Genomic DNA, 15,408 nt, shown 5'->3' on the forward strand with positions numbered 1-15,408 from the left:
TAGATTCTACGTTATTTATCTTGTTTAGGATTTAACTCATCGTAAATAGTATGCAATAGTTGATAATCGTCGCTGTCTATAGTTAAGTGCCAGAAAAAGATTGCGCCCAAGCCATTATCCTTGACATATTTGGCTTTGGCTCTTACGGACCGAGGATTGTCATAGCTCAGGAATACGCTGTCACTTGCTCTGTAAGCGTATGGAGCTTGGGCGTGTTCGTCCCAGAAGTGTTGGAATCCGTTGGCTTCGGTATAATTTTGTTTGATATCCGAATACCTAGCCCAGCCTTTGTATACGCCAGAGTTGGGTTGGTGCAAGCCATTATTTTCCGGTAAAGCGCCTTTCCATGCCCGGCCGTAAAAGGCCGCGCCTACGGCCAATTTACTTTTTGGAGCCCCGTTTTTCTCACAAAATTCCATAGTATTTTCCGCCGAAGGCACCCCCTCGTTTCTCCTTCTGGCATAGCGTTCTCTGATATTTTTATTTTTGATGTCGCTAAGCGGAACGGCTCCAAGATTGGTGTGGTGGGCCGTATGCGGTGATGAGTTGATGACGAAGTCGTAAGTCATTACATTCATATAATCTACGTATTTCATCACTTTCTCAAGCTCTATATAATTATAATATCCGGCCCATCCACCAGAGGCAAAACTTAGCTGTGCCCCGTCTTTGTATTTGTCCAAACTTTCCCGGAGGTCACGCATTAACAAAGTAAAGTTTTGCTTATCCTCTGGGCGCGCATCATTTCCTGCGCCTGCGGATGTCGGGTATTCCCAATCGATGTCTATACCGTCCAGTTTGTATTTCTTTAAAAAGGAAATAACGCTTTCAACATACTTCTTTCTTTTGGCTGGATCAGCCGCCATATCCGAAAACCCTGCCGAACCGCCCCATCCGCCGCAGGCCACCATGATGTTCAGCTCGGGAAATTCCTGTTTGCGTGAAGCCAATGCGATAAGGTCATCCTCCGTTTTTGGGTTTTGCAAAGCTATTTTTCCGTCTTTTATTACGGTAAATGAGAAAATAATATGACTGAGTTTATCCAAAGGCAAAGATTCCGGAGGAGTCCCCGGATAGTAATAAGCGATTATAGCTGGACCTTTTTCACTTTTTGGGGCTGTGTCACAAGCCAAGAAGGGTACTGTAAGTAAGATGAAAAATATAAGTTTTCGGAGGTTCATATTGCGTGGATTTATTGGGTTGGCCCATGTTTAGGCTTTTGAAAAAAGTATATACCTAACCCGTAAGGAGATAATCACAAACCTAATTTAAGGAATGGCTTATTACAAATTTGAACCATATTTTTCCTTTTTTAACGATTCTGTTCTTACATAAAGACATAGCGTATAGGGCTTGCGTTATATTATTTTTTGATATATTATTTTAAATATAAAAGTGCGTTACTGTATTGTCATTGTTTTACTTGGTCATTTAGAGATTCAGTGACCTTAAGAATTAAAGAATACCGATCAATAAGCAGTCGTCGAACGGTCTGTTTACGCTTTACTCTATACATTGTACTAAACGAAAAACATGGATATCGAAGGTGAAGACTTTGCCAAATTAGCGGTTCAGTTACGTTGTCCCGATGAGAATGGAGGACTGAACGTAGCGGACATGATGAGCGAAACGAATTCGGGAATGATTCTAAACACTATTCGCGTAATGGGACTGGCCAACGGCGAATCCGTATTGGAATTGGGACACGGGGGCGCTTCCCATTTGGAAAAACTGATGGAAAGAGCGTCTGGCCTAAAATACATGGGACTAGATATTTCCGATCTGATGGACAAGGTAGCCCGAAAATACAATCATTTGTTTTGCGAAAATGGTATAGCGGACTTTGCGCTGTACAACGGAAATCAGATTCCTTTTGGGAATAACGCTTTCGATAAAATTTTCACAGTAAATACTCTTTACTTTTGGGAGACTCCGGCGGAGTTAATGGCCGAACTGCATAGAGTATTGCGCCCTGGAGGTGAGTGCCTTGTGACATTCGTGGACAAGGGCTTTATGGAAAAACTTCCTTTCGCTGAAAACGGTTTTACGCTTTATGATATCGCTCGCTTCCGGGATTTGGCGGATATGACCGAGTTTTCGCTTTCTGAAGTACGGACATTTACCGAAGAGATTATCGTAAGTTCCGGCGATTCTGTAGAACGGAGATATTCCGTAGCTAGACTATTGAAAGAATAACTCAGACCAATACTGATATCCAAATACGATAATAGATCGTTTGCTTTTCGTCTCATTTATGTTTTTCCGCACATAATTCCATCCTTAATTTTTACTGCCGTCTAGTTTTGGACTATCAATATTTTTGACTTTTAAAGAGAAGCTGTTTATGATATCCAAAAGGAAAATGGCCTTGGCACTGGGAGTGGCCTTGGAGTTTTTTGGTATTCGGAATATGCCAGCCTACGGCCAAAGCGAGAAGCAAGATCGGCCGAATATAGTATTATTGATGGCGGACGATATGGGCTACGAATGCCTTTCCGCACACGGTGCGCTTGATTACAAGACGCCGAATATAGACCGCATGATGGAAGACGGAATAGAATTTAGCCACAGCTATTCCCAGCCTCTTTGTACCCCTTCGCGAGTGAAAATCATGACCGGCCGTTACAATTACCGTAATTATAAGGATTTCGGGTATTTGGATGTTAACGAAAAGACTTTCGGGAACGTAATGAAAGAGGCCGGTTATTCCACCTGTATAGCTGGAAAATGGCAACTCAACGGCTTGAAAACTGGCAGGGAAAATACGCTAGATGACAAGCGTCCCCAACATTTCGGTTTTGACGAATATTGCTTGTGGCAATTGACAAAAACCAAGAGACAAGGAGAGCGCTACGCAAGCCCTCTGATCGAGGAAAACGGAAAGGTTTTGCCCGATACGGACGGACGTTACGGCCCGGATATTTTCTCGGATTATGTGGTCGATTTTATCCGAAGAAAGAAAGACAAGCCGTTTTTCGTGTATTATCCTATGGTTTTGGTACATGACCCTTTCGTGCCGACCCCGGACTCGAAGGATTGGGCCGATAAGAACAAACGCTTTAAGGACCGGCCGGAATATTTTGCCGATATGATGGCCTATACGGATAAGATCGTAGGTAAGATCAGGACGGCTTTGGAACGTGAAGGAGTGGCTGATAATACCATTTTTATATTTACGGCTGATAATGGAACGAGTATCCGCATTAATTCAAGGACCAAAAACGGAAATATTCAGGGAGGTAAAGGGCAAACATTGACAAAGGGCCATCACGTGCCGATGGTTGCCGTTTGGCCAAAATACAAAGCCAAAGGAAAGCGATATGAAGGTCTGATAGAGTTCAGTGACTTTTTGCCGACCATAGCCGAAGCCGGAGGCGCCGATATTCCGGAAAATATTGACGGAAAGAGTTTTCTGCCAATATTAAAAGGCAGACGCCACAAAGACAGGGAGACAATCTTTGTCCATTATGATCCGATGAAACGGTTGAAAGCGCCACGCAAAACAGGCCGATTCTGCCGAGATTTGGAATACAAGCTCTATCATGACGGGCGTTTTTATTTCCTTCCGGAAGATCTCCAGGAGCTAAGCCCGCTTGAGGATAAAGATTTGGATAAAAAAGCTAGAAAAGCAAAAGCCAAATTGGCCAAAGAGCTAAATAAAGCCCCGGCTTGGAGCCCAAGAAAGATATAGAATATTTAACTGGACCGTCGTTATTCAATAGGGCATGCTTCCGGTTTCCTTCATTGAAATCGGAAGCATGCCCTAGTGATGTTGCAGGATTGGAAAAAGTCCGGTTAGCCCCTTCGCTAACATTCCGAAAGCCAAGGCGGTAAGGATAATTCCCATAAGGCGTATCACGACGTTTATGCCGATTATCCCCAATCTACCGGAAAGGTAATTCGAAAAGTGCAGGAAAAGCCAGATAAGGATAGTGGTTCCCGCACAAACCAAACTAAGAACCAACCGCTCCTGCGGGCTGGGAAATTTTGGAAGCCAAACCAATATGGTCGCGATTGTTCCCGGGCCGGCGATCAAGGGTATTGCGACGGGGACTATGGCTATAGAGTCTTTCTGTTCGGCTTCTTCTTCGTCGGACTTACTATGTGAGATCGAACTGGTTTTGCTTTGTAGCATCGAGAGCCCCATCATCCCGACAATCAGCCCGCCAGCGGCTTCGAATGAGGGAAGAGTTATGCCGAAGAACTCCAGAATATAATCTCCGCTCCAAATAACGGCCAACATAATAATCAGTATTGCGATACCGGCCTTGAAGGCTATGGAACGGACATCAGCTTCGTTTTTATAGGCTGTCATTCCCGAAAATATCGCCATGTTTCCCACGGGATTTGTGATGCTCAGTAGAGCCACGCCAAATGTAATCAGGTCTTCCATTAGGGTGGGCCAAATCAAAAAACGGCCCAAGCCTCAGTCAGAATAAAGAGAAATATGCCTTTTTCTTTTCGGAGAAAATCGGAAGCTATTTCTTCCCGAAAAACTCAACGACCATTCGCAGAGCCGGTTTGTTCAGATTCTCGCATTTATAAGCGATGCCTATATTACGTGACATTCCCGGCCCGTTTACTCGCCGGAGAACAATTCCTTCCTTGTCACGGGCAAAATACTCGGGCAGAAAAGAAATCCCGACGCCGGACAGCACCAAGGCCAACACTTCGGATTTCATTTTGGCCCTGGCCACGATATCAAAACCCTTGCCCGAAGCCGAAAGAACCGCCATAGTCTGTTGATGAGCCTCGCAAGGCGGACATTCTATGAAAGAATAGCCGTCCAAGTCGCGAATATCCACTTCGGGTTTTGTGGCTAATGGATGATTATCGGGAACGCAGAGTACATAATCTTCTTCCCAAACGGAGATAAAGATTTCGTCCTCATGTTTATACTCGCGAATCAGTAGGCGCATATCGGATTTGTCTTCCATCCCCACGAGGTTGAGATCTACGTCCGGTATGGCTTCGTATATTTTTTTGTAAAAGTCAGCTTTTTCTCTGTCCGGCATGTCGGGCATAATACCAATCGTGAGCGGAAGCCGTTCCCGTTTTCCCTGAAAAAGGTTTCCGATTTTGTCAAGGTCGGCCAAAAGGCCCAAAGCCTTTGGGTAAAGCATATCCGCCTCCGGCGTAGGATCGGTACCGCGTTTGTGGCGAAGAAAAAGGGTTTTGCCCACTATATCTTCCAATTGTTTGATGCCGTTGGTGATGGAAGGTTGGGAGACGAAGCACCTTTGCGCGGCGCGCGAAATATTTTTTTCTTCGTATACGGTCACGAAAAACCTTAAGAGTCTAGGATCCATTATCTATAAGTCTGGCTGATGATAAGCATCAATTTTTAATATTTTACTGGCGCTGCCTATACGCTTACCTTTGTGTTGTCGCTGTTCCGGAATAAGGACCAAAACAAATTACCTTGATTGGAAGACAAAAGGTAAATTTCCGGGTTCAGTATTAGGCTTGAAGATACTCAATTAACATTATTATGGCTAATAACGAAAAACCATTGGTAATTATCACCGGAGCTAGCTCTGGTATTGGAATGGCAACCGCCAAGTTGTTTTCGGACAACGGATACCCCCTTCTTTTGTTGGCCAGAAGAAAGGGACATATGGAGGAACTCAACCTTCCCAATACGATTTGCGCTGAAGTGGACGTAACCGATGCCGATAGCTTGGTGAAAGCCATCGCTAAAGCGGAGGAGCAATATGGCCCGGCTGACCTGTTGGTAAACAACGCCGGCGTAATGCTTTTGGGAGAGGTTCACAAACAAGATCCGGCCGAATGGCAAAAGATGTTTGACGTGAACGTAATGGGCTTGCTCAACGGAGTGAAGGCCGTTATCGGCGGAATGGTACAGCGCAACACCGGTACTATCGTAAACATCAGCTCTATTGCTGGAAAGAAAAGTTTCCCGAACCATGCGGCTTATTGCGGAACCAAGTTCGCTGTGCATGGTATGACTGAGTGCATCCGTGAAGAAGTGGCGGACAAAAACGTACGTCTTACCACTGTGGCTCCTGGCGCTGTAGAGACTGAGCTTCTTGGCCATACCACAGATAAAGGAATCGTGGAAGGATACGAGGATTGGAAAAAGCAGATTGGCGGAGCCATGCATACCGACGACGTAGCCAGAGCGATCTGGTTCGCTTATAGTCAGCCACAAAACGTTTGCATCCGCGAGATTGCGATGGCCGCCACCGGGCAAAGCGCATAATCTTAACGGTACAGAGAATATTATCTCGGTTTGAAGATTTGGCTAAGTTGTTAGCGACTAGTTTTGCTTACGGCCCTTAGTAGTCCCAACGTTTTGATGTTCTTTTCCAAATACTGAAATAAGTTGAGGAATCCCCTTCCTGACGTAAAATCGTCGGAAGGGGATTTTGTATATGGTGCAGGGTATTGTTTTGTTTTCTTGCAAATACACAAGAGCAAAATTGCCGATATAAACCACTAGGTATTAAAAAGGGCTAAGTTTTGGTTAACGAAAGAGGTTAGTTATAGTCTAGCTAAGGGTATTTTCTGTTTTTGTGTTAAAAAGTGTTCGAGAGGATATTTTTATGACTAAATTTATTGTTTCAATGTCTTTACGACGTAGATTCTTAATGAATTTGATATGAGAATTTTACTGATAATACTCCTTTTGGAAATCCCGCTCGTTTTTGGTTCCGCTTCGGAAAGCAGGGCAAACGATAAGGTTTCTTATTCAGCGCACCTTCCGGCAAGTGCTCAGGAAAGAGATAGAATCCAGACTTATCGTAACGGGGAAATTGAGATACGCGGCAAGAGCGTGGTGTTTATTTACAAAGACAGAATCATCGATGAAGAGGATATTCCAGTACAGCAAAGCGACTATTATCCTGTTCGTTTCTATCTTTTGGATATGGGAGAAATTAACGGGATAGATTATGTTTTTCTCGTGGAAGACAGCCATGAGGTAAGGGATTCGTTTCCGGAAGAGAATGACGCAACCCTAATCAAACTGGTAAAAGAGTACAGGGCGAAAAGTATATAATTTTTAAAATGCGGAAAACGCATTTCGGGAAGATTAGGTCGTGTCCAAAGATAATGTAATGGGAGAGGACAAATGCGAAAGGAATCCAATTCATGAAAAAAGGGGCGAAGTGCCTTATATATATAGGAAGAGGTTCTTCTCATTATTGAAAAGTATTGCTGCGGGTATATTTGTCAACTTCCTGTTTGTATCGGTTAAAATCACCTCGTTATATGAAGTAGGATTATTCGAGACCTATAACTTGGATAGCTGGTGGCTTACGCGATATCTATTTGTATCCGGTGCTTCTATTGGCTTTATTCTTGGAATTTTTATTTGGGCGTCACACTTTTTGGTCCGTAAAAACCGGCGTTTAAATAATTTGAGCTATTCGGCCAAAATTCTCATTAATTTGGCGGGCGTTTTGGTTCTTCTGATCCTAATCCGGTTATTAGAGTTTCATTTTTTCTTTTCGTTTATGCAAGAGTTCGAAGGCCAAGCCTTCTCTTCTGACGAATTGGTCATGATGTTCCGCAGTCATAATTCCCTATGGGCTTATAGCGTCTATATCATTTATATTCTCGTATTGTCTACCCTTATTGGAATGACCTATCAGCTTAAAGATCTTTTGGGTCCCGAGATGTTTAGGCAAATTACGATGGGAGAATACAGCACGCCGAAAGAGGAAAAACGGATTTTTATGTTTCTCGATCTGAAAGGATCAACAGCGCATGCCGAACGCTTGGGGCATGTACGCTACAGTAATTTGATTAGGGACTGCTTTAATCAAATGACTGATTGTATTGTCGCCCATAAAGCCGAAGTTTATCAGTATGTCGGTGACGAGATAGTATTGACTTGGCCCTTTGCGAACGGTATTCAGAATTCAAATTGCATAGAAATATTTTCTTCCATTAAAAAGGTCTTTGCCACTAATAAAGAATATTACCAAAACCGTTACGGTTGTGTACCTGAATTTAAGGGAGGGGTAAGCGGAGGCTTGGTAACAGGGGTTGAAGTTGGTTTGGTAAAAAGGGAACTTGCGTTCCATGGGGATGTGTTGAATATCGGATCGCGGCTTGAGGCTCTTTGCAAAGAGCTGGATAAGGAACTGTTGGTTTCTACTGACCTTGTGTGTTTTCTCGGAAAGGACGGTTTTTGTTCTATGGGAACATTTGAATTAAAAGGTAAGTCAGTTAGACAAGAAGTCTTCGCTCTGGCATAGATTCGTATCTTCCATAAGGTGTTGTTGTTGTTGATATTTCAATAAATAATTGTTTTTAATTTATTGATTGTAATATCCTTTATTTTTAATTATAAGTATTAGTGTTTCATTTTTGTCTTAATTAATTATTTAATTGATATTACATATTGCAAAGACAATCTCATTGTAGAATGTTTTTAATACTTACTTGCTTATATTCTTTAATTTCACAGCGCTTTGGTGCAAGTATGCGTCTAGAGAAAGTGTTTTCTTGATCTTTTTGCGAATGACCGGATTTTCGGTGATTGTATTAAGTCTGTTAAATATTTGGAAAACAGATATGAAGAAGATTTTTCCGATTTTATTATTCCTGTTAATTCCGATGTTCTCTTTTTCACAAAAAGGGGCATTATTGGATGTGTCTTTTAAGGATGCTCCGATCGAGGATTTTTTCAAGGAATTGGAATCTAAAACCCGTTACAAATTTTTCTATTTGCCGGAATGGGTTCAGGGTAAAAAAGTTACCTACAGCAAAAGGAACGTTAGCGTAAAAACTGTGTTATCGGACGTGTTAATGCCGATGAGACTTTCTTTTCGTTTTTATAAGGATTATGCCGTGATCGTTGCGCCAGGTCAGGTTATAGGTTATATCCCGAAGCTGGAAGACTTTGTGGTTGAGGTGGATACTCTGAGCCAGAAAGGCATTGCGCTTGACAAAAGGGCACAAAGAAGAAAGCGCCGAGACTTAGTGACCATAGGAAAAGTTCCGAAGGATGGGCCAATCAAAAGAAAGGTTAAAGTTTCAGGTTCCGTTTTCGACGATGGAACCCGGGAGTCTTTACCGGGAGCGACAATACAAGTGCAAGGACTAAAAGTAGCCACGGTTACTGATATAAACGGAACGTTTTCGTTTGATCTTATGCCAGGCAGGTACAGGTTTATCCTGAATATGATGGGATATAGCGAGTCGGAACTAACCGTTATCGTTAACAACCAAGGAGAAGCCTCTTTTCCGATGAGACAGGAGACGATGAGCTTGGATGAAGTTGTGGTAACCGGAGACCGACCCGAGGAAAATTTAAAGAGCGCAAAAGTTGGTGTAGCGAAAATAAGTTCGAAGACGATTAAAGAATTACCCGTTTTTATGGGTGAGGCTGATATCGTTAATGTTGTAATGTCCTTGCCAGGCGTCACCTCGGTAGGTGAGGGTGCGTCGGGAATTAATGTTAGGGGCGGAGAGTCAGACCAAAACCTGATGATGCAGGATAATGCGTTTATACTGAACCCGTCGCATGTTTTTGGCTTTTTCTCGGTATTTAACCCGGATTTGATTTCGGACGTAACTTTATTCAAAGGAATGATTCCGGCACGATATGGCGGCCGTGCCTCATCGGTATTAGATGTAAAGCTATCTGATGGCGAAAAGGCGAAAATGGAAGGAGTAGGCGGGTTGGGATTGACTACCGCCAGATTAGCTTTGAAAGGTCCTTTGGTTAAAGATAAACTGTATGTGGTAACGGGTGTAAGGGCTTCGTATTCAGATTATTTGTTGCGATGGTCAAAAGAGCCTTCGGTGAATGACAGTAAAGCTGGGTTTTATGATTTTAACTTAAAGCTGAATTACGTTATTTCCGATAAAAGTCGTTTGCAATTCGCAGGATATAGAAGTATGGATTATTTTAATCTGGGCGGTACTGCGGATTATGAATGGACAACAGACAGCTGGGGACTAACTTGGAAAAAGATTTTCAATCCTGACCATTCTCTGAATTTGTCATACAGTTATAACCGTTATCGTAGTGGAATTATAGATTATGAGGATATTAAAAGCTATAACTACGAAACGGGGATTGATTTCATGAAATTCAAATCAGCGTTTTTTCTCAATAAAGGAAAACACGAAATAGATTATGGAATAGAGGGAGTCTTATACGATTTTCAGCCATCGACAATTGAATCTGCCGGAGAGACAGATTTAGTGGCTGCCCGTGAAACATTTAGGCGAAGGTCTGCCGAATTCGGAGCTTATGTCCATGATGAGTTTTCATTGACAGACCAATTAAGCATCTCTGCGGGCGTACGTTATACCTCATATATGTTTCTTGGTGGACCTCCTGAGATGAGAAATTATGTTGCGGGAGAAACAAAATCCGACGCAAGCGTAGAGAGCGTCGAACCTATCGATGATTTTAAAATAGATAAAGAATATAACTTTTTAGAACCGAGAATAGCTTTGAACTATCAATTAGGAGCTTATTCTTCTGTAAAGGTAGGTTATAACAGAATTACGCAGAATATACACCAAGTCTCGAATACCGCAACGCCAACGCCGGTGGCCATTTGGACTCCAAGTGACAGGTATATCGCCCCGCAAAAAGCGGATAGTTATACGATGGGGTATTTTAGAAATTTTGCTGAGAATATGTGGGAAACATCGGCGGAAGTTTTCTACAAGCAAATAGATGACTATCTGGATTATAAGGATTTCGCCGAATTGACGATGAATGATAATTTGGAAACGGAGCTTATCGCTGGTGAGGCCAAAGCCTACGGAATAGAGTTAATGGTAAAAAAGAATAGGGGCAGGTTGACTGGGCAGGCGAGTTATACGTTCTCGAGGACATTTAAGAAAGCCGATGGAGATTATGCCGAGGAAGTGATAAACGATGGGGACTGGTACCCTGCCAATTTCGATAAACCTCACGACTTCAAGTTAATGGTCAATTATAAGAATACTCACCGGTCAAATTTGTCAGTAAGTTTCACGTACAGTACAGGGCGTCCGGTAAGTTACCCAGTTGGTCGTTATGAAACGTTTAACAAGCAACAGGTTCCGTTGTATGAGAGTAGGAATAAATTCCGTATCCCTGATTATCATAGATTGGATTTCTCATATACTATTAAGACCAATCATAGGCTTAATAAGAGGTGGGAAGGAAGCTGGACATTTGCGGTTTATAATGTTTACGGTAGAAAGAATGCGTTTTCAATCTATTTCAAAGATGAGAATGACGCACCACCTCAGGCGTATAAGCTTAGTGTGTTAGGAACGATATTCCCTTCCATTACCTATAACTTCAGATTTTAAGGGATCTATTTTTTGAAAAATGCGCTTGATTATGTCTAAAAATATCGGGTTTAGAATAAGTATCCACATTGCGTTTTTGATGTCAATGATATCTTCTTGCGTTGAGAAATTTGATGTGGATCTAGGAGAGTCGGAACCCCGTCTAGTAGTTAACGGGATTATATCGGATCAGCCTGGGGAGACGTATGTTTCCTTGTTAAACACACAACCGTATGTAACGGGAGACTACTATGTGCCACCTATTCCTGTAGAGGGTGCCACTGTTCGGGTATTAGATACTGGAGGGGATGTTGAATTTGAGCTGTTTGATGTAAGTGGCAGAGGTAAATATGTGGGAATTACAGATGAAATAAAGGGTAATTCAGGGGTTGGGTATGTGTTAGAGGTTATTCTGAAAAATGGGGAGACTTATAGATCAGACTTAGTTACTATTCCAGAAAAAGTACCAACATTAGATAATGTCGATGCTGAACTTAAGGAATATAAGGAATATAATGAGCGAATAAGCGATTTTTCTATAGTATACAAGGTCGACTTATTGGTCGATTTCAGTTCGAAAGAAAGGGTGTATTTGCAGTGGGATGTTGAAGGAACAACAGAAATATACTCATTAGAGAACCCAGATGCACCATATCCAGAAAGTACGCCTATTTGCTATATCAGAAGGGATCCATCGGGAGAAAAACAATTTCTTGCAAAGAGCTCGGCAGCTTCCGAAAAATCAGTTCGTATTCCTGCAATTAAAAATATTAGATATAGTTCCGATTTTAGGTGGGGGTATGGCTTTAAAGTTAAACAATATTCAATAGAGGCAGGTGCCTATGAATATTTGCGAAAAACGAAGTTATTAATGGAATCTTCAGGTTCCCTTTTTGATCCTTTTCCTTCTAGTATTACAGGTAATATTTATTCTATCGTAGGAGAAGAAAAAAGGCGAACGCTTGGGTATTTTATAGCACGGAAAGGTGGAGCTGTTAATTATCTTGTCACAAATGCAAATAAATTAGGTAAGAGAATAACAACGAGTTGTGAGGACTTAATAATAGCAAGGGAGATTCAAAAAACAGAAGGAGGCGGAGGCCCTCCTATCGAAATACCCCCATCTTGTTTTGATTGTCTTAGATTTGATGGAGCTACGACTAAAAGACCTGATTACTGGTACTGACCTTCAATTATTTAAAGAGATAAATAAATGATATGCTAGCTTATATAAGGATATTTGTGTTTTTTTTAGTGTACATTTTGACACTAGGCAATGTCTTAGCCTTTGAAAGGGTCGAAGTTCTGCTTGATCGGTCTATCATAACGTCTGGAGAATCTCTTCATGGTGATGCATATGTATTAGGTAGTAACCATCAACTTCAATATGGATTTAATAGTGTCTATGTTGATTTGGTTAATAGGGACGGACAATCAGTATATGGGGGCGTTTTTCCATCAAAAAACGGGTTTTGCCCGTTTTCTATAAAGGTAAGCCATAAATGGTCTGAAGGAGAATATAACGTAAGAGCTTATACTTTGGGATCAATAAAGCGATTCCCTGATAACTATAGCCAATATGGAATAATAATCAGAAACGGCTTAAAGACTCCTGACACTCGACCAAAGTTCTTAATGCAATCGTCTGAAATAGATGCTCTGGGTGGTGAAGCGCAAGTTAGATTTGATAAACAAGTCTATGCAAGGCGAGATCAAGTGGAAGTTGCAATATCACTTAAAAGTTCAGCGGGTAAACCTCTCGATGGAAAATTTACCGTTTCAGTGGTAGAAAGTGGAATCTTACCAGAGTTCAATAAAGAAAGTCGTGTTCTTAATAATGAACATAAGACTGTGGGTGTTGAGAATAAAAAAGAGAAGAACGGAAATACAATAAACGTATCAGGGCTTGCAACTGACCCTAATGGTAAGCCTCTACGACTTTTCTTTATCACCTTTTTTGATCCGATGGGAAAGTTGAAAAATGTCTATGTAAGAACTAATGAGAATGGGCAGTTTAGCTTAGATTTGCCACCTTTTTACGGGGAGAGGGTATTCTATGCTCATGCGTGGCAAGCCAATACTTTAGTCGAACCAATTATACATTTTAATAAGCCGAATCTGGCTCCCCAACCGTTTAAAACCCCTAACATCAGCAGAAAAACTGTTGAGGCCTATGCGTATGATAGCTTTAGAAGGAATAAGTTTGAAAGAGTCTTTGGGGTAAACGAGGTAGATACCACACATTTTTCCGAGACAAGAATTCTCGAAGTTCCGGACCGGTATTATCGAATGAGTGATTATGTGAAGCTTTACAATGTACGAGATGTATTCCGAGAAATTATAGCCCCTACAATCGTTAGGAAAAAGAAGAAAAAGCCAATAATCAAAATGTTGTTGTTGAAGGGTGAAGGCAAGTATATAGTCGAACCAATTTTTATGATTAATGGCGTTCTGACTCTTCGCTCAGAGGATGTATTATCTGTTCCCTTGAAGGATTTGAGATCAGTAAGGATCTATAATCAGGCGGAGACCATTAATAAGATAAACGTCTTTTTTGCCCAACGAGGATTTGTTGTATTAGAGACAAAAGAAAACTATAGACAGCAGGCAGGACATAATAAAATAGTCATTAAAGGATTCTCAGAGACGGCGAAGGAAGAGTTTCCAAACTATTCAGAAGGAAGTAACGACAATGGAAATACCGTTCCGGATTTTAGGCCTGTGTTATATCGTGAATCTGGACTTACATTGAAGAATGGTTCCGCAAAAATTCGTTTTTCTACTTCGGATGATCTAGGTTATTATACAGTCAAAGTTAGTGGTTTTAACAGTGTTGACGGAAAGTTTTTTGAAGTTAGGAAGAGTTTTAGAATAGAGGATTCGGTCACGGCCGAAGCAAAAGGTACGCTTTGAAAAAATAGAGGGTAGAAACGGCTGAAAGGTTAACCATTATAAGCTAATTAATCATTAAGAACGCTAGTCTACTTTTAGGGGGCTTCTTCTTTTAAAATATGCTGAATTATGGTTAAGAGTATTTGGTTCCGGATAGGCTTGCCTCTTGTTCTATCCTTAGCGTCTTCTTGTATTGAGAAATTTGATACAAATTTTGATGAAAGAACTCCACGTGTAGTTATAAATGGAATTATCTCTGATCAGCCAGGAGAAACCTTTGTATCCCTATTTTATACACGTGATTATGTGACTGGGTATGCAGAACCTTTTATTTCTATAGATGGAGCAGTGGTTAAAGTACTTGACTCAGGCGGGGACACTGAGTTTGAACTTTTTTATGAAAAGGACAAATATGTGCCAATTCACGATGGTGATAAAGGTATTGCGGGAGGGAGTTATATTCTTGAAGTTATCTTAGAAAACGGAGACGTATATCAATCAGAAATTGTTACTATCCCAGAATATCTCCCGAACATAGATAAATTGGAACCTGAGTTGACAAAGCATTTAGAATATAATGAGAGGAATGACAATTTTATAATTGTTAATAAAGTTAATTTAAATGTCGACTTTACATCAGGCAAGAGGGGTTATTTACAATGGGAGGTGGAAGGTGTTGTTGAAATTTTATCTCTAAATGATCCCAGAGGATTTACGACTGGCCCAACGTGTTATTTGAAACAAGGCATAACGGGAAAGAAACATTTTTTTGCAAAGAATCCTTCGGAACCAATGGTATCAAAAAAGGTTAGCGCTGTAACCGACATTCCATTTAATTCAGATTTTAGGTGGGGATATGGATTCACTCTGAAACAGTACGCAATAGAACCTGAAGCATATGAATACCTTCGAAAAACAAAACTTTTGATGGAATCATCCGGTTCCTTATTTGATCCATTTCCGGCACCAATAGAAGGAAATGTCAGAAAATTAGATGATCCTGACAAATGGGTTTTGGGTTACATCATAGCCAGAAAGGGCGGAAAAGTTGCGCATTTGGTCACAAATGCAAGCAGGCTGGGAAAATCAATGAAAACTGGATGTGAACAGGCTGTTGAGGACATACTTAGTGGGAACGCACCTGATCGTAATATTCCTTCGTATTGTTTTAACTGTTTAGAGATAGAAGGAACCACAACAGAAAAACCAGATTATTGGTATTAATTTCATTATTCTTGAATATAC

General features: G+C 41.3%; 12 protein-coding genes. 9 read left to right on the forward strand and 3 right to left on the reverse strand.

The features are described 5' to 3' along the window. Positions 1-11: 11 nt before the first annotated feature. The gene (locus AABK39_RS25900) at positions 12-1,181 is read right to left on the reverse strand and encodes a glycoside hydrolase family 18 protein (RefSeq protein ID WP_338395955.1); all 1,170 of its coding nucleotides are present in this window, start codon (positions 1,179-1,181) and stop codon (positions 12-14) included. A gap of 352 nt (positions 1,182-1,533) precedes the next feature. On the opposite strand from AABK39_RS25900, the gene AABK39_RS25905 reads away from it, so the two are divergent. Next, on the forward strand, positions 1,534-2,196 hold the full coding sequence (locus AABK39_RS25905; RefSeq protein WP_338395956.1) for a class I SAM-dependent methyltransferase: 663 nt from the start codon (positions 1,534-1,536) through the stop codon (positions 2,194-2,196). A gap of 148 nt (positions 2,197-2,344) precedes the next feature. Next, on the forward strand, positions 2,345-3,691 hold the full coding sequence (locus AABK39_RS25910; RefSeq protein WP_338395957.1) for a sulfatase-like hydrolase/transferase: 1,347 nt from the start codon (positions 2,345-2,347) through the stop codon (positions 3,689-3,691). A 72-nt stretch (positions 3,692-3,763) separates the two neighbouring features. On the opposite strand, the gene AABK39_RS25915 is transcribed toward AABK39_RS25910, so the two are convergent. Then, a complete protein-coding gene (locus AABK39_RS25915; RefSeq protein WP_338395958.1) occupies positions 3,764-4,393 on the reverse strand; it encodes a MarC family protein in 630 nt (209 codons plus the stop codon). A gap of 85 nt (positions 4,394-4,478) precedes the next feature. Beyond that, complete coding sequence (locus AABK39_RS25920) at positions 4,479-5,309, reverse strand: LysR family transcriptional regulator (protein WP_338395959.1); 831 nt, start codon at positions 5,307-5,309, stop codon at positions 4,479-4,481. A 182-nt stretch (positions 5,310-5,491) separates the two neighbouring features. Between AABK39_RS25920 and AABK39_RS25925 the strand changes: the two genes are divergently transcribed. The 7 genes from AABK39_RS25925 (at position 5,492) to AABK39_RS25955 (ending at position 15,387) form a co-directional block, all read left to right on the forward strand. Further along, complete coding sequence (locus AABK39_RS25925) at positions 5,492-6,223, forward strand: SDR family oxidoreductase (protein WP_338395960.1); 732 nt, start codon at positions 5,492-5,494, stop codon at positions 6,221-6,223. A 399-nt stretch (positions 6,224-6,622) separates the two neighbouring features. Then, positions 6,623-7,021 (forward strand): hypothetical protein, encoded by a 399-nt coding sequence (locus AABK39_RS25930; protein WP_338395961.1) that lies wholly within the window; start codon positions 6,623-6,625, stop codon positions 7,019-7,021. A 457-nt stretch (positions 7,022-7,478) separates the two neighbouring features. Further along, on the forward strand, positions 7,479-8,225 hold the full coding sequence (locus tag AABK39_RS25935) for an adenylate/guanylate cyclase domain-containing protein (protein WP_338395962.1): 747 nt from the start codon (positions 7,479-7,481) through the stop codon (positions 8,223-8,225). A 319-nt stretch (positions 8,226-8,544) separates the two neighbouring features. After that, positions 8,545-11,292, forward strand: coding sequence for a TonB-dependent receptor (locus tag AABK39_RS25940; protein WP_338395963.1), 2,748 nt, complete (start codon positions 8,545-8,547; stop codon positions 11,290-11,292). A gap of 31 nt (positions 11,293-11,323) precedes the next feature. Continuing rightward, complete coding sequence (locus tag AABK39_RS25945; RefSeq protein ID WP_338395964.1) at positions 11,324-12,457, forward strand: DUF4249 domain-containing protein; 1,134 nt, start codon at positions 11,324-11,326, stop codon at positions 12,455-12,457. Between the two features lie 32 nt (positions 12,458-12,489). Further along, complete coding sequence (locus AABK39_RS25950) at positions 12,490-14,184, forward strand: hypothetical protein (protein ID WP_338395965.1); 1,695 nt, start codon at positions 12,490-12,492, stop codon at positions 14,182-14,184. Positions 14,185-14,292: 108 nt separating this feature from the next. Then, positions 14,293-15,387 carry a DUF4249 domain-containing protein gene (locus tag AABK39_RS25955; RefSeq protein WP_338395966.1) on the forward strand — a complete coding sequence of 365 codons (1,095 nt, stop codon included), beginning with the start codon at positions 14,293-14,295 and terminating at the stop codon, positions 15,385-15,387. The last annotated feature ends 21 nt before the right edge of the window (positions 15,388-15,408 follow it).

Origin of the sequence: Fulvitalea axinellae, assembly GCF_036492835.1 — a bacterium.
GTDB lineage: Bacteria > Bacteroidota > Bacteroidia > Cytophagales > Cyclobacteriaceae > Fulvitalea > Fulvitalea axinellae.